This is a genomic window from Photobacterium sp. 1_MG-2023 (assembly GCF_030547945.1).
Taxonomy (GTDB): domain Bacteria; phylum Pseudomonadota; class Gammaproteobacteria; order Enterobacterales; family Vibrionaceae; genus Photobacterium.
Genome location: NZ_JAUORR010000018.1, coordinates 28,215 through 43,173, shown reverse-complemented (window position 1 = coordinate 43,173; position 14,959 = coordinate 28,215). Strand labels below are relative to the sequence as shown.

Below are 14,959 nucleotides of genomic sequence, written 5' to 3'. Positions count from 1 at the left end.
ACCAGAACGGGACTCAGCGTCCCAGATACTGCTTCAATCTTTCATTCGATGCCTCACCCAGCACCTGCCGGGTGGGGCCACACACCTCAATCCGCCCCTCATCGACAAAAGCACAGTGATCGGCAATTTTGACGGCATCCTCCGGACTGTGGGTGATCATCAGCACGGTGATCCCATCTTCTCTGGCCAGACTGGCGACCTGAGTCAGCATGTCCTGCCGCAGCGCCGGATCCAGCGCAGAAAAAGGTTCATCCAGCAGCAGCAGCGGCCGGTGGCGCACCAGACAACGTGCCAGCGCCACCCGTTGTTTCTGGCCGCCGGACAGTTGTTCCGGCAGGCGGGTCAGGTACTGAGCAATGCCCACCCGCTCCGCGGCAGCTGTCACCTGTGCTTTGTCTGTCGGGCTGAGCTTTAACCCCGGATGGATCCCCAACGCAATGTTATCGAACACACTCAGGTGCGGGAACAGGTTGTGATCCTGAAACAGGATCGACAAAGGACGATCCGCAGGCGACTGCTGGTGGATTGGCTGGCCGTTGATGTGCAGCGTGCCGCTGTCGGGTTTCAGAAACCCCGCGATCATCGCCAGCAGTGTACTTTTTCCGGCACCGCTCGGGCCGATCACCGCCAGAATCTCGCCCTGGCTGACTTCGAGATCAAAGCACAGGGTCATGGGTTCCTGATTGCCGTGGCGATAGCAATGGCTGAGTTGGGAGAGAGACAGCATCGGAGACATTCTGATTAATCCGTAGAAGAGGTGGTCGCGGCTCGTGAAAGCAGCAGGTTTTCGACCAGGGTGAAAATCCCCAGACTGAGCAGAAGCAGCAGCAGGGCAGCCACGGCTGCCGCATCCATCTGATAGCTGTCCATCAGCTGGAACAGATACAGCGGCAGGGTCTGAAAGTCCTGGCTGCCGAAAAGAGCAATCGCGCCGAGATCACCCAGTGATAACACAAAGCTGATCGCCATGGCCTGAGCAACCGGCTTGCGCAGTGCCCGCCATTCGACCAGATATAACCGCGACAGCCCGCGCATGCCCAGACTCTGACACAGCGGATTGTACTGCTGGGCCAGATGCAGCATGGGCTGGCTGAGGGTTTTGATCACATAGGGCAGGGCCATCAGCGCATTGACGGCGACCACCACCCAGAAAGCCGAGGCGAAGACATCGGTGAATTCGCGCAGCAGCAGAAACAGCCCGGTACTGATCACCAGTCCCGGCGTCACCAGAATAATGGTGCCGATCAGTTCCAGTCCGTCGGCAGACCAGCGGTAGCGCTGCAAGCGCCAGAAGCGGCTGGCACAGAGAATCGCAATGCCGCTGACCAGGGCCAGCACACACGCCAGTGCTGCGATCTGCAACGAGTGAGTCACGGCCTGCCACAGTGCGGGGGTTGCCAGCAATTGCGGTAACTGGCTGTTCAGACCGGCCCCCAGGACGGCCAGCATCGGTGGCAGCACCAGCAGCAGCACCAGACCAATCCACAGGGAGTCCCAGATGCGGGCCGCCCGGCTGTCGAGATAATTCGGGTGGCCTTGCTGAACCCGGCCACTCAGGGTTGCCAGCGGTCGGGCAAAGCGCTGGCTGAAGAGAACCAGTGCGCAGCACAGCAGCATTTGCCACAGCGCCAGCATAGCCCCGGCAGCCAGATCGAAGTCGTAGCGCAACGCCTGATAAATGGCCAGTTCGATGGTGGTTGCTTTCGGACCGCCCCCCAGCGACATAATCACCGCGAAACTGGTGAAGCACAGCATAAAGACCAGCCCTGCCACCTGCGGCAACTGCTGGCGCAACCGGGGCCAGGCAACCAGCCGGAACAGCGGCCAGCCTTTCATTCCCAGATGCGCAGCAAGCTGATGCTGCTCCGCCGGAATGCCTTCCAGACTTTGCAGGAGTAACCGGCAGGCCAGCGGCAGATTCAGAAAGACGTGCGCCAGCAAAATCCCGTTCAGACCATAAATACTGAACGGGAGTTTCATCTCCAGCCCGGCCAATCCTTGTGCCAGCAGGCCGCTGTTGCCGTAAATCGCCAGCAAGCCAAATACAGCCACCAGTACCGGCAGCACCACGGTCATCGCGAACAGTCGCAATAGCAGGGACCGGCCCGGAAACCGCCGCCGCGACAGGGCATAAGCCACTGGGATGGCAGGGATGAGGCTCAGCAGAGTCGAGAGCAGTGCTTGTTTGAAGCTGAACGCGGTGACATGGCGCAGATAGGGATCCTGCCAGAGGGCCAGTGGGTGTAATTCCGTGGCTTGTCCGAGCAGGGCGCTGAGCGCCCCGCCGACGAGAAGCAGAATCAGCCCGGCACTCATCACGCCGGGCAGGCTGGAACGGGAGAGTAACAAGAGAAAACCTATACGATTACTGTGTCAGTGCGGTTTGCCATTCGCGGACCCAGGCTTTGCGTTCTTTGGCGACTTCATCTGCGCTGAACTCCAGTGCTTTGGCCGGACGCGTCAGCGTGCTGAAACCTTCCGGCAGGGCTTCATCGGTCACCGGATACATCCAGTTGCCTGTCGGGATCACGGACTGGAATCCAGGCGTCAGAATAAAGTTCAGGAACTGATCGGCCAGCGCGTTGTTTTGGGTGTTTTTCAGCTTGGCTGCGACTTCAACCTGCATATAGTGTCCTTCGCTGAAATTGGCAGCTTTATACTTGCCTTCATTCTCGGCAATCAGATGATACGCCGGTGAAGTGGTATACGAGAGCACCAGATCCGTCTCACCATTGAGGAACATGTTATAGGCCTCAGACCAGCCTTTGGTGACGGTGACGGTTTTCTTCGCCAGTTGTTGCCAGGCTTGGGTCGCCTGATCACCATAAACGGATTTCACCCACAGCATCAGACCCTGACCCGGCGTAGAGGTGCGTGGATCCTGATAAATCAGGTTCAGATCGTCGCGTGTCACCAGCTCTTTCAGGCTGCTGGGGGGATTTTTCAGTTTTTCGCTGTCGTAGATGAAGGCGAAATAACCGTAATCAAAAGGGACAAAGGTATCGTCTTTCCAGCCACCCGGAATGGTCACGGCTGAAGTATCTGTGGTGCTGGTGGCCAGCAGACCGGTTTTCTTAGCCTCGGTCATCAGGTTGTTGTCCAGACCCAGCAGAACATCTGCTTTGGTCCCTTTGCCTTCCAGGCGAACTCGGTTGAGGATGGAGACGCCATCATCCAGCGCGACAAACTGCAGGTCGCAACCACATTCTTTTTCGAATGCTTTTTCAATGGCCGGTCCTGGTCCCCAGTCGGCAGTAAACGAACTGTAGGTATACACGGTTAAGGTGGGTTGTGCGGCGGCCGCTGAAGTTGCCGCAACCATGAAAGGTAAAGCTGTAATGAGGTGTTTCACAAAGCGCTCCTGAGTCCTGACGGGCAGGGAATTCCAATTTCTTCAAGAAGGCGCGGCGTCGAGTGAGCGGTGTGTCCCGGAAAGGCCCGGCAAGATGCAAAGCGGTGCTTTCCGTTTCTCAATTCCTACGCCAGCATGACCTGGTTCAGGTTCGATGGGTCCCGTGTATTCTCCTGTGACGGGTGAACAACACGATCTCAGTCGGATGACTCCCCATGAGAACGGCTCTCATTGTAAACGGGGCTGCGCACCTTTGCCAGCCACAATGCTGCGTCTGGCCAAAGCTTTGACCCAAGGTCAGACAAAGTATCTTGCGGGATCAGCGAGCTTCGTTGAGCCGCCAGTCGTAGTCATAGACGGGTTTGTTCAGGGTGACGGGCTGTTCACGATACTGGTTCAGGTGCTGCTGTAAGTCTGGCAGGGCGCCGAAGTCAGACTGATACCAGTCATAAATCGAGGATAATCGGACTTTGCCGCCGGATTCCTGAACACCTTTAGGGCTGTTGATGAAGCGCGTGGCAGCGGCTTCGAGCTGCGCGTTGAGATTGCTGGCGTTCATTGCTTCCGGTTGCAGATCCGGACACCCCAGACTGGCACAGTTCACAACATAATGAATGCGTTTGTCCTGCCAGATCGGCCGCAGAATTCTGTGTTCGATATCGTTCAGCGACAGTTGCTTCCCATCAATGGTGATCAGCTTTTCATCCCAGGGACCGAAGCTGAGAAATCCGCCCAGTTTGGTGATTGAACTGATCGGATAGTTGTCCAGAATCACCTTCACCGTCAGTGCGTTGTAGAGGTTGACCCAGTAAGCAAACTGCTCATTTCGGTTCAGCTGGCGTGGATCTTGCGCCGTCAGGGTGTCCAGATAATCGTTCAGCACGACTTTATCGGCTGTTGTCACGGCGGCATAACGGAAACGGGTTTGCTGCGGTGCCACAACCAGATAATGATCCAGCAGGTGTTGCCATGCGGCATGATCAACTGTCGTTGTACTCCGGGTTTGAGTGGCTTGCCAGAATGGCCAGAGATCAGCCTTGGGGGCGGCGAAAGCCGGGAAACTCAGGCTGAGAAAACTCAGTAAGAGGAATGTGGGAACAGATAGCTTGCGAAGAAGCATGGGAACACCTATGTCTGTGAGCGATACCCAACAGACCGTGATGCGCACGGATTCTTTCTGATATCTGGGGGTAAAAAAACACCCTGCCGAAGCAGGGTGCCAGAGTCAATCAGAAAGATGGGCGATCAGGCCAGAAATGCCGGGATCTTGCTTTCATAATCTGCGATTTTATCTTCGTGCTGCAATGTCAGCCCGATGTTGTCCAGACCGTTCAGCAGGCAGTGGCGGCGGAACGCGTCGATTTCAAACGAATACGATTTGCCATTGGCGGTGACCGTCATGGTTTCCAGATCGACTGTGATCTCCGCGCCTTCATTGGCTTCGACATACTGGAACAGTTCATCGACTTCAGCTTCGGTCAGGCGAACCGGGACCATCTGGTTGTTGATCGAGTTGCCGTAGAAAATGTCGGCAAAGCTCGGCGCGATCATGACTTTAATCCCGTAATCTGCCAGCGACCACGGGGCGTGCTCACGAGAGGACCCGCAGCCGAAGTTTTCACGGGCCAGCAAAATGCTTGCCCCCTGATAACGCGGGTCGTTCAGCACGAATTCCGGATTCGGCTGCTCACCGGCATCGTCCAGAAATCGCCAGTCATGAAACAAATGTTTACCAAACCCAATCCGGTTTACTTTCTGTAAAAACTGTTTCGGAATGATGGCGTCGGTGTCGACGTTTGCGGCATCCAGCGGCACCACCAGTCCGGTATGTTGTTTGATTCCTGCCATGGTTTTCTTCCTTCTCTGTTAGGCGGTGGCGACGGTTTTTGGATCCAGCTCGCGGATATCCACGAAGTGACCTGCACAGGCGGCAGCAGCTGCCATGGCTGGGCTGACCAGATGAGTCCGGCCATCACGGCCCTGACGACCTTCAAAGTTCCGGTTACTGGTGGACGCGCAGCGCTCCCCGGGACCCAAGCGGTCGTTGTTCATGGCCAGACACATGGAGCAACCCGGCAGACGCCATTCAAAACCGGCTTCGATGAAGATTTTATCCAACCCTTCTTTTTCCGCCTGCGCTTTCACCTGTTCAGAACCCGGGACGACCAGCGCCTGAACATTGGCTGCAACTTTGCGCCCTTTCGCGACGGCGGCCGCGGCCCGCATATCTTCGATGCGAGAGTTGGTACAGGAACCAATGAAAACTTTATCAACCGGAAAATCAGCCAGCTTTTTCCCGGCTTCCAGACCCATATATGCCAGCGCTTTGGATGCAGAAGCACGCTCGACCGGATCGCTGAAGCTTTCCGGTGCCGGAATCGGTGCATCGACAGCAATCACTTGTCCCGGGTTGGTGCCCCAGGTGACTTGAGGTTTGATGCTTTGTGCATCCAGCGTCACCACTTTGTCGAACTGGGCATCCGGATCTGATTTCAGGGTTTGCCAGTAGGCCACGGCGGCGTCGAAATCGGCACCGGTCGGGGCAAATTTGCGGTCCTTGATGTAATCAAAGGTAGTTTGATCCGGCGCGATCAGACCCGCTTTGGCACCCAGCTCAATCGCCATGTTACAGACTGTCATCCGGCCTTCCATCGTCAGATCAGTGATGGCTTCACCACAGAATTCGACCACATAGCCGGTACCGCCGGCTGCCGTGGTTTCGCCAATGATGGCCAGAATAATGTCTTTTGCCGTGATCCCCGGAGCGACCTGGCCTTTGACCTCAATTTTCATGGTTTTGGCGCGGGCTTGTTTCAGGGTCTGAGTGGCCAGCACATGTTCCACTTCTGAGGTGCCGATGCCGAATGCCAGCGATCCGAATGCACCGTGGGTGGCGGTATGAGAGTCACCGCAGACAATGGTCATGCCCGGCAACGTGATCCCCAGTTCAGGCCCCATCACGTGGACGATGCCCTGATATTTGTGGTTCAGATCGTACAGAGTGACGCCGAATTCTTCGCAGTTTTTTGCCAGAGTTTCCATCTGGATCCGTGCCATTTCGCCGGACGCTTTGATGTCTTTGGTTTGGGTGGACACGTTGTGATCCATGGTGGCAAAGGTCTTGCCGGTCTGGCGGACTTTGCGGCCTTTTTCACGCAGGCCGTCAAACGCCTGTGGTGAGGTAACTTCATGGACCAGATGACGATCGATATACAGGATCGGGTTTTCACCTTCAGCGGCCACAACCACGTGGGCATCATAAACTTTTTCGTATAGCGTTTTGGCTGATGTTGTTGTGTTTGACATTGCTCGTTTGCTCCTCGTGGTTCAGCTTACGCCTGACGGATATAGGCTGCGATCTTGTCGCCCATGGCATCGGTCGACAGGGCCGGACGGCTGCCCGCCAGATCTGCCGTCAGTTCCCCGGCCTCCAGTGCCTGAGAGACGGCTTGCTCAATGGCGCGTGCCGCTTCTTCTTCACCCAGGCTGTAGCGCAGCATTAGCGCCGCCGACAGAATCTGTGCCACCGGATTGGCGATGTTTTTACCTGCGATATCCGGGGCAGAACCACCGGCAGGTTCGTACATACCGAATTTGTCCTGATTCAGACTGGCAGAAGGCAGCATGCCCATGGAACCGGTGATCATGGCGCATTCGTCTGAAATAATGTCGCCGAAAATATTGGAGCACAGCATCACATCGAACTGGGACGGATCTTTGATCAGCTGCATGGTCGCGTTGTCGATGTACATATGGCTCAGTTCGACATCCGGGTAATCTTTGGCGATCTGCTCGACCACTTCGCGCCATAAAATGGAGCTTTGCAGCACATTGGCTTTGTCGATAGAGCAGACTTTTTTGCGACGCAGGCGGGCAGACTCAAACGCGATGCGGGCAATGCGTTCAATCTCGTAGCGGTGATAGACTTCGGTGTCGAAGGCTTTTTCCATCGCCCCTTCGCCTTCCCGGCCTTTTGGCTGACCGAAATAAATGCCGCCCGTCAGCTCACGGACGACCACGATATCAAAGCCGCGCTCAGAAATGTCGGCACGTAAGGGCGAGAAAGTTTCCAGGCCGCTGTGGATCTGGGCCGGACGCAGGTTACAGAACAGCTGGAAATGTTTGCGCAGTGGCAGCAGTGCTCCGCGTTCCGGCTGGTCATTGGCTGGCAGGTGTTCCCACTTCGGGCCGCCAACCGAGCCGAACAGCACGGCATCGGCGGCTTCACAGCCTTTCAGGGTATGCGCTGGCAGCGGGGAACCGTGATTGTCGATGGCAATGCCACCGACATCAAATTCTTCACGGGCCAGTGTGAAACCGAACTTTTCCTCGATCGCGTTCAGGACTTTGTGCGCCTGTTGCATCACTTCCGGGCCAATCCCGTCGCCGGGTAACACAGCAATTTGATAGCTTTGACCTGCCATGGTTATACAGTCTCCATTTTAGCTTTTTGTTTAATTTCTTCGATTTGTTCGGCGCGGTGGATGCTGTTGATCACATGCAGCAACGCCTGACCAGAGGCTTCCACAATGTCGGTTGCCAGACCGGTGCCGTGATATTTACGGCCTTTATAGTTGGCAATGATATCGGCCTGACCCAGACCGTCTTCCCCTTCACCCTTGGCCGTCAGTTCGAATTTCTCCAGCACGATCTCATAGCTGGTTAAACGGTAAATACACTGGTACAGCGCATCAACCGGGCCGTTTCCGACCGCCGCTTCGCATTTTTCTTCTTCACCGCACTGCAGCTTGATACTGGTGGTGGCCACGACGCTGCCAGACTGGACGCTCAAGTAGTTCAGCTTGTAGAAATCGTCTTCTTCGCGCAGGTTGGCGAAGTACATCAGGGCTTCCAGATCGTAATCAAATACCTGACCCTTGCGGTCGGCCAGTTTCAGGAAGTCGGCGTACAGGGTGTCCAGATTGTAGTCGCCTTCGGTGTAGCCCATGGTGTCCATGTGGCTCTTCACGGCAGCACGGCCGGAGCGGCTGGTCAGATTCAGCGCCTGATTTTTCAGACCGATCGACTCAGGCGTCATGATTTCGTAGGTGTTTTTGTTCTTCAGCATGCCATCCTGATGAATTCCGGAGGAATGGCTGAAAGCATTGGCACCGACAATGGCTTTGTTGGACTGAATCGGCATGTTGCATAACTGGCTGACCAGACGGCTGGTGCGGGAAATTTCTTCATGCTTGATTTGGGTGCTGACGCCCAGGAATTCGGCGCGGGTTTTGATGATCATGGCGATCTCTTCCAGCGCACAGTTACCCGCGCGTTCACCAATGCCGTTGATGGTGCCTTCAATCTGGCGGGCACCGGCCTGGACGGCTGACATGGAGTTGGCGACCGACATGCCCAGATCGTCGTGGCAGTGAACAGAAATCACGGCTTTATCAATGTTCGGCACCCGATTAAACAGCTGGGTGATAATCCCGCCAAACTCGTTGGGCAGGGTATAGCCCACGGTATCCGGGATGTTGACTGTGGTGGCACCGGCTTTGATCGCGGCTTCAACCATGCGGCACAGGTTATCAATCGGGGTCCGGCCTGCATCTTCACAGGAAAATTCCACATCATCCGTGTACTGACGGGCACGTTTGACGGCGGCCACACCCATTTCGATAACATCATCGTAGCTACGGCGCAGTTTGTCCTGAACATGAATGGTGGAGGTGGAGATGAAGGTATGAATTCGGAAGGCTTCGGCAACTTTTAACGATTCGGCGGCGACATCAATGTCGTTCGCGACGGCACGGGACAAGGCACAGATACGGCTGTTCTTGATGTGCCGGGCAATGGTCTGCACCGATTCAAAATCGCCCGGCGAAGAGACCGGGAAGCCTGCTTCGATCACATCCACGCCCAGACGCTCCAGCGCGTATGCAATTTGCAGTTTTTCTTTCACCGTTAAACTGGCGGATAACGCTTGTTCGCCGTCACGTAACGTGGTGTCGAAGATGATGACCTGATCGTTGTTCATGATTGCTTCCTTTTCTGGCCTGCCTGTCTTTGATTATGGCTTGGTCGCGTCCTGTTCGCCGGGCCTTTGATACGAAAAACCCGCGCCAGGCGCGGGTTTGTCTGAAACTTTAGCGGTGAATTTCACCCATCAGCTACCCACGCGACGATTCACGAGAAGGAGTAGGCTGAGAAGGAGGGTGATTTGTGTTTGCATTTTAAGTATCCGCTGTGTTGTTGACCAAAGGAATATCAGATTGTGCAGACAAGCGTCAAGCCTTTCTTGAATCTTTATTCATTCAAGGGTCTGGACCGATGAGTTTCAAGCGGTGTTTTCGGTCTGAAATTGGGGGGGGGCGAGCCACACCTCAGGCCATTGTCATTATCCTTCCTCAAAATCGTCACCCGGATGTCATATCTGCTTCCTAATGTGATGACATAGGTTCAAAGGAGAATTGTGCGATGACAGTGACTGTATTGGCACCCATTCAGCGTTTTGATTATGCCTTTTCCAGTGTGTGCTTGTGTCACCGCTTCAATCAGCCGGTCGCAACGCTCAGCCGTCTGGTGTCCCGGTCCGGTGACGGGCCGTTGTATGTGATATTCGGCTTGCTGGCATGGGCGTTTGACCGCCAGCAGGGCGGGCTGGTTCTGGCCATTGGCCTGCTGGCTTTTTTGCTGGAATTGCCCATCTACCTGTTGCTGAAAAATACCTTCAAACGCAACCGCCCGGCACAGTTGCCCAGTTTTATCAAACCTTCTGACAAATACAGCTTGCCATCCGGCCATACAGCGGCGGCTTTTCTGATGGCCTCCCTGATATCCACGTTTTACCCGGCAGCGGCCTGGCTGGTCTGGCCCTGGGCTATCCTTATCGGATTCTCCCGCGTGCTGCTGGGGGTGCATTTTATTACGGACATTGTGGCTGGCGCTTTGCTGGGCATGATGTGTTTTGATGTCGTCAAGGGGGCGATATGAGGATACTTTACGGCGTTCAGGGGACGGGCAATGGCCACATCTCCCGGGCGCGGGAAATGGCCCGGGCGTTTACACAACTGGGTGTCAGTGTTGATTTTCACTTCTCTGGCCGATCGGCCGATCACTATTTTGATATGGATTGTTTTGGGGATTACCGTACCTCGACCGGCCTGACTTTTGTCACGGAGCAGGGCAAGGTCAATCAGTGGAAAACCTTTCGCGAGAATTCACTGAGGGATGTCTGGCGCGAAGTGAAGTCTCTGGATCTCAGTGGATATGATCTGGTGCTGAATGATTTTGAGCCGGTTTCAGCCTGGGCCGCAAGGCGTCAGGGGGTCCGGTCACTGGGACTGAGCCACCAGAGTGCATTTTTATTTGATGTGCCCAAAGCGGGGGAAGGCTGGCTGGATCGTAAATTGATCCGCTACTTCGCGCCAACCGATCAGCAGTTGGGGCTGCACTGGTATCACTTCGGCGCTCCCATTCTGCCGCCCATCGTGCCTCAGCCGCAGGCACCGCAGAAGACAGATGGTTCAGTGCTGGTTTATCTGCCTTTCGAAGATTTACAGCAGGTGCTGGCCCTGCTGAACCGGTTTTCCGAGTTCAGTTTCTATTGCTATCACCCGTCGGTAAAAACGGATTATCAGCAAGAGAACGTCAATGTTCGTGCTCTGAGCCGAAGCAGTTTTCACCAGCGGCTGGCCATGTGCGATGGCGTGATTGCCAATGGTGGTTTCGAGCTGCCATCTGAGGCGATTGCGCTGGGGAAAAAACTGCTGCTGAAACCGCTGCAGGGGCAATATGAACAGATGAGTAATGTGGCGACGCTGGAACTGATGGGTCTGGCCGCCGGCATGCATGCGCTGGATACCGCGGCCTTACGAAACTGGCTGGCCAGTCATTCACCGGGTCAGGTCGTCTGGCCGGATGTCGCTCTGGCTGTGGCCGAGTGGCTGTTGGCCGGTGAGCCTCAGTCGCCGGAAGCCTTGTGCCAGTCCTTGTGGGCTCCCATCAGCTTTCCTGAACCTGTGCTGGAAACGATCAGAGATCTGGATATGAATGCCCGATCATCCGGGTTGAAATCATTAATCACTAGCACTTATTGATCCTGCCTCTGTGCCTGACTGTTCTGTGGAGTCAGGCCCCTTATTTTCTGTAACTCATTGATTTATATGTTTACTAATGCTGTTTTATATCCTTTTATATGTTTTTAGAAGGGGTTTATCTGCTTGTTTTCCTTTGGACAATCGTTCAATATTAGTTTTTTTCATACCCTTAGGGCCAGGTTGATGTCTTCTACGGTATTGGTGTCATCAATCTTTTCAATGATACTGAATATCCCCAGTTTTCTAATGGGTATGTTAGGGCATATCGCCCTTTGACGCTGGGAGCTCGGCTCTCTGAATGATTCGAAGAAGAGGTCAGAAATGGCGCGTAGAGGAATGTCTTTCCAAGCAGCAGAAAATATCTCCATGGGTTCAAGTCTGCGGAATATTGATTTAAACCTGCTGACAGTTTTTGATGCGGTGATGCAAGAACAGAACATCACACGCGCAGCACATAATCTGGGAATGTCTCAGCCAGCGGTGAGTAATGCCGTTGCCCGGTTGAAGACGACATTCGACGATGAGTTGTTTGTCCGCCATGGACGGGGGATCCAGCCAACGGTTCGGGCCAAGCAATTATTTGGACCGATCAGACAGGCGTTGCAGTTAGTTAAAAATGAACTCCCTTCGGCCACTTTCCTGCCGGAAACATCAAACCGGATGTTCCGACTGGCGGTGTGCAGTCCATTGGATATGCGGTTTGCGCCAAATATCCTGCGTCAGTTGAGTCAGGTCGCGCCCAAAGCACAGGTGGCTCTGGAAGCGGGCATTGACAGTGATGCAGCCGAAAAGCTGCGGTATCAGGATCTGGATTTTGTGATTGATTACCTGCGATTTGACGAACCGGGTTTTTCATCCACCGAAATCTTTAAAGACGAGCTGGTGGTGGTTGCGGCGGGTAATCATCCGCGGATTCAGGGCAACCTCAGTGCAGATGTGTTTGCGGAAGAAAAACACGCCTCTCTCAAACCTGTGCCGGGTGCACGCGGTTTTGCGGAAGCCGTTTATGCGCAATCGCCCAACTGTCAGGTGGCTTATCAGGGCAGCAGTCTGAGTAACATGATGTATGTGGTCGGTCAGTCTGATCTGATTGCTGTGATGCCGAAATGGCTGGCTGAATCGATGGTAGAGAACCTGTCTTTACAGCTGCTGACACTGCCTTTTGAAGGGAAAACGATCAGCGGTTATCTGAGCTGGCATGATTCGTCGCAAAAAGACAAAGGTCATCAGTGGCTGCGTGAGCAGGTGCTGGCGATTTGTGAAGCAGAGATTTGTGAAAATCAATAGGGGGGTGATCCCGCCCCCGCTGACCTGCAGAAATCGGCTATTTTCTCTCTGCCTTTCAGGGATGAAAACGGCCGTTTCTTTTTTCTGCTCCCCCCGATTTTCTCCTGATTTTGCAAGCAGATAGGGGTGTCAGAATTTCCACGTAAAGCCCGGAAGTGTGAGCGCCACCCGGCATTCTGTTGCAAAGGCTGTGCGCTTTGGTTGCCTTTTTTCGCTCCTTCAGTAGACTTGCCGCTTCTTCAGCGCACATCTGTACGCTCATTACATGGCAGAGCAGTTTATGTCACAACTCAAGTATCACATTGTCCATCGCATTCAACAGCAAATTGCCCGTTTGGGCGAACAAACCGCGCTTCGCTATTCACAGGACGGCAAGTGGCAGGATCTCAGCTGGCAGTCGCTGGGCGATCAGGTACGTCAGCTGGCTCTGGCCATGCTGGCTCAGGGGATTGATGTACAGGACAAAGTCGGGATTTTTGCACCCAACATGGTGCGCTGGACCATCGCCGATCTGGCCTCGCTGTTTTTGCGGGGGGTCACGGTGCCGATTTATCCCACCAGTACGCCACAGCAGGCGGGTTATATCATCAACAATGCGGATATAAAAATTCTGTTTGTCGGCCAGCCCGCCCAGCTGGATGCGGCGCTTGAAGTTGCCGATGAAAGTCCGCAACTGGCGCACATTGTACTGCTGGAGGGCAACTGCGATGCTGTGGAAGATGCACGGGTTTGCAGTTACGCGCAATTTTTGGCCCAGGCAGCGCAGGCGGATGAATCCGAACTGGCGCAGCGTTTGGCCGACTGCCGGATGGATGATCTGCTGACCCTGATTTACACCTCGGGCACCACGGGCACGCCTAAAGGGGTGATGCTGGATTACGCCAACTTCGCCGCGCAGCTTGAAGGCCATGATCAGCGTCTGGCGCTGGCAGAAGGGGATACCTCCCTTTGTTTCCTGCCGTTATCACATGTGTTTGAGCGGGCCTGGACGTTTTACGTGTTACACCGCGGCGGCGTGAATTGCTATCTGACCGACACCAACGCCGTGCGTGAGGCGCTGGTCGAAGTGCGGCCTAATGTGATGTCTGCCGTGCCCAGAGTGTACGAGAAAATTTATGGCGCGGTGCATACCAAGGTAGCGAAAGCCCCGATTCACCGCCGGGCGCTGTTTCACAGCGCGATTGCGATCGGAAACCGTATGGCGAAGTGCCGTCAGCAGCAGCAACGTCCTTCAGCCTTGCTGAAACTGGCCCACCGGGTCGCCGATCAACTCGTTTTGTCGAAACTGCGCGATGTGCTCGGCGGGCAGATCAAATTCATGCCGTGCGGCGGGGCTAAACTGGATGCAGGCATCGGTCGTTTTTTCCATGCAATCGGCATCAATGTGAAGCTGGGTTACGGCATGACGGAAACCACCGCGACGGTGTCCTGCTGGGATGATACAGCTTTCAATGCCGACTCCATCGGGACTCTGATGCCGGGCGCGGAAGTGAAAATTGGCGAGAACAATGAAATTCTGGTGCGTGGTCCCATGGTGATGCGGGGATATTACAAGCTGCCGGAAGAGACGGCCGCGAACTTCACTCAGGATGGCTTCCTCAAAACCGGGGATGCCGGTGAATTTGATGCACAGGGGAATCTGTATATCACCGACCGCATCAAAGAGCTGATGAAAACCTCAGGCGGTAAATATATCGCGCCTCAGGTCATTGAAGGCGCCATCGGGAAAGACAATCTGATTGAGCAGATCGCCGTAGTCGCAGATACCAGAAAATTTGTCTCTGCACTGGTGGTTCCTTGTTTTGAAACGCTGGAAAATCACGCCCGTGAGCTGAATATTCAGTACCGGAACCGCTTGGAGCTTCTGAAAAACAGTCAGATGCTGGCGTTTGTAGAGAAGCGGATTGCGGAGCTGCAAAAAGACTTGGCCAAGTTTGAGCAGGTGAAGAAATTTACCCTGCTGCCCAAAGCGTTTTCGATGGATGAAGGTGAGCTGACCCCAACCCAGAAATTGCGCCGGAAGGTGATTCTGGAGCGTTACCACAAACAAATCGAAGACATGTATACCGAGAGTCAGCGCAAAGAGCCACCACAACACTAACCCCTTCCTTTTTCGGACAGTGGCCGTCTTGGTCACTGTCTGATTCCCTATTTTTCTGTCACTTTTACAAGATTTTTTACTGATTCACTGTCCCAAATGAAGGTTTTCTTCGTGAGATATGTGGATCTGTTGGGTTCATTTTAGTCCATTCCACTATTGATATGCTTGTTGTTGGCG

Annotated in this window: 12 protein-coding genes and 1 riboswitch; of the genes, 4 read left to right on the top strand and 8 right to left on the bottom strand. The window is 54.6% G+C overall.

Annotated features, from left to right (window positions below; genetic code table 11):
* Positions 1-13: 13 nt before the first annotated feature.
* The 8 genes from thiQ to leuA all read right to left on the bottom strand — a co-directional run bounded on the left by thiQ (position 14) and on the right by leuA (position 9,332).
* Positions 14-727 (bottom strand): thiamine ABC transporter ATP-binding protein, encoded by a 714-nt coding sequence (gene thiQ, locus Q4579_RS15460; protein WP_303565506.1) that lies wholly within the window; start codon positions 725-727, stop codon positions 14-16.
* A 14-nt stretch (positions 728-741) separates the two neighbouring features.
* The gene (gene thiP / locus Q4579_RS15455) at positions 742-2,328 is read right to left on the bottom strand and encodes a thiamine/thiamine pyrophosphate ABC transporter permease ThiP (protein ID WP_303565505.1); all 1,587 of its coding nucleotides are present in this window, start codon (positions 2,326-2,328) and stop codon (positions 742-744) included.
* 37 nt (positions 2,329-2,365) lie between these two features.
* Positions 2,366-3,322 carry a thiamine ABC transporter substrate binding subunit gene (gene thiB, locus Q4579_RS15450; protein ID WP_303565503.1) on the bottom strand — a complete coding sequence of 319 codons (957 nt, stop codon included), beginning with the start codon at positions 3,320-3,322 and terminating at the stop codon, positions 2,366-2,368.
* Between the two features lie 134 nt (positions 3,323-3,456).
* Positions 3,457-3,578: riboswitch (TPP riboswitch) on the bottom strand.
* 93 nt (positions 3,579-3,671) lie between these two features.
* A complete protein-coding gene (locus tag Q4579_RS15445; RefSeq protein ID WP_303565448.1) occupies positions 3,672-4,472 on the bottom strand; it encodes a DUF547 domain-containing protein in 801 nt (266 codons plus the stop codon).
* Positions 4,473-4,597: 125 nt separating this feature from the next.
* Entirely contained in the window at positions 4,598-5,200 is a 603-nt protein-coding gene (leuD, locus tag Q4579_RS15440; RefSeq protein WP_303565447.1) for a 3-isopropylmalate dehydratase small subunit, read from the bottom strand.
* 18 nt (positions 5,201-5,218) lie between these two features.
* Entirely contained in the window at positions 5,219-6,658 is a 1,440-nt protein-coding gene (gene leuC / locus Q4579_RS15435; protein ID WP_303565446.1) for a 3-isopropylmalate dehydratase large subunit, read from the bottom strand.
* 26 nt (positions 6,659-6,684) lie between these two features.
* On the bottom strand, positions 6,685-7,776 hold the full coding sequence (gene leuB / locus Q4579_RS15430) for a 3-isopropylmalate dehydrogenase (protein WP_303565445.1): 1,092 nt from the start codon (positions 7,774-7,776) through the stop codon (positions 6,685-6,687).
* A gap of 2 nt (positions 7,777-7,778) precedes the next feature.
* Positions 7,779-9,332 (bottom strand): 2-isopropylmalate synthase, encoded by a 1,554-nt coding sequence (gene leuA / locus Q4579_RS15425; protein WP_303565444.1) that lies wholly within the window; start codon positions 9,330-9,332, stop codon positions 7,779-7,781.
* A gap of 440 nt (positions 9,333-9,772) precedes the next feature.
* On the opposite strand from leuA, the gene Q4579_RS15420 reads away from it, so the two are divergent.
* From Q4579_RS15420 to Q4579_RS15405, 4 genes are all read left to right on the top strand, one after another.
* Positions 9,773-10,288 (top strand): phosphatase PAP2 family protein, encoded by a 516-nt coding sequence (locus tag Q4579_RS15420; protein WP_303565442.1) that lies wholly within the window; start codon positions 9,773-9,775, stop codon positions 10,286-10,288.
* Positions 10,285-11,394, top strand: coding sequence for an MJ1255/VC2487 family glycosyltransferase (locus tag Q4579_RS15415; protein ID WP_303565440.1), 1,110 nt, complete (start codon positions 10,285-10,287; stop codon positions 11,392-11,394). Before Q4579_RS15420 ends, Q4579_RS15415 begins: the two co-directional genes overlap by 4 nt.
* 321 nt (positions 11,395-11,715) lie before the next feature.
* Positions 11,716-12,681: a transcriptional regulator LeuO gene (gene leuO, locus Q4579_RS15410; RefSeq protein ID WP_303565439.1), complete on the top strand. Its 966-nt coding sequence runs from the start codon at positions 11,716-11,718 to the stop codon at positions 12,679-12,681.
* A gap of 280 nt (positions 12,682-12,961) precedes the next feature.
* On the top strand, positions 12,962-14,782 hold the full coding sequence (locus Q4579_RS15405; protein ID WP_303565438.1) for a long-chain fatty acid--CoA ligase: 1,821 nt from the start codon (positions 12,962-12,964) through the stop codon (positions 14,780-14,782).
* Positions 14,783-14,959 lie beyond the last annotated feature (177 nt).

What these genes read in the sequence shown, in the direction of transcription:
- thiQ (WP_303565506.1), bottom strand. Translation starts at nt 727, where the DNA reads ATGCTGTCTCTCTCCCAACTCAGCCATTGCTATCGCCACGGCAATCAG.
- Q4579_RS15415 (WP_303565440.1), top strand. Translation starts at nt 10,285, where the DNA reads ATGAGGATACTTTACGGCGTTCAGGGGACGGGCAATGGCCACATCTCC.
- Q4579_RS15420 (WP_303565442.1), top strand. Translation starts at nt 9,773, where the DNA reads ATGACAGTGACTGTATTGGCACCCATTCAGCGTTTTGATTATGCCTTT.
- Q4579_RS15405 (WP_303565438.1), top strand. Translation starts at nt 12,962, where the DNA reads ATGTCACAACTCAAGTATCACATTGTCCATCGCATTCAACAGCAAATT.
- leuA (WP_303565444.1), bottom strand. Translation starts at nt 9,332, where the DNA reads ATGAACAACGATCAGGTCATCATCTTCGACACCACGTTACGTGACGGC.
- leuC (WP_303565446.1), bottom strand. Translation starts at nt 6,658, where the DNA reads ATGTCAAACACAACAACATCAGCCAAAACGCTATACGAAAAAGTTTAT.
- Q4579_RS15445 (WP_303565448.1), bottom strand. Translation starts at nt 4,472, where the DNA reads ATGCTTCTTCGCAAGCTATCTGTTCCCACATTCCTCTTACTGAGTTTT.
- leuD (WP_303565447.1), bottom strand. Translation starts at nt 5,200, where the DNA reads ATGGCAGGAATCAAACAACATACCGGACTGGTGGTGCCGCTGGATGCC.
- leuB (WP_303565445.1), bottom strand. Translation starts at nt 7,776, where the DNA reads ATGGCAGGTCAAAGCTATCAAATTGCTGTGTTACCCGGCGACGGGATT.
- thiB (WP_303565503.1), bottom strand. Translation starts at nt 3,322, where the DNA reads ATGGTTGCGGCAACTTCAGCGGCCGCCGCACAACCCACCTTAACCGTG.
- leuO (WP_303565439.1), top strand. Translation starts at nt 11,716, where the DNA reads ATGGCGCGTAGAGGAATGTCTTTCCAAGCAGCAGAAAATATCTCCATG.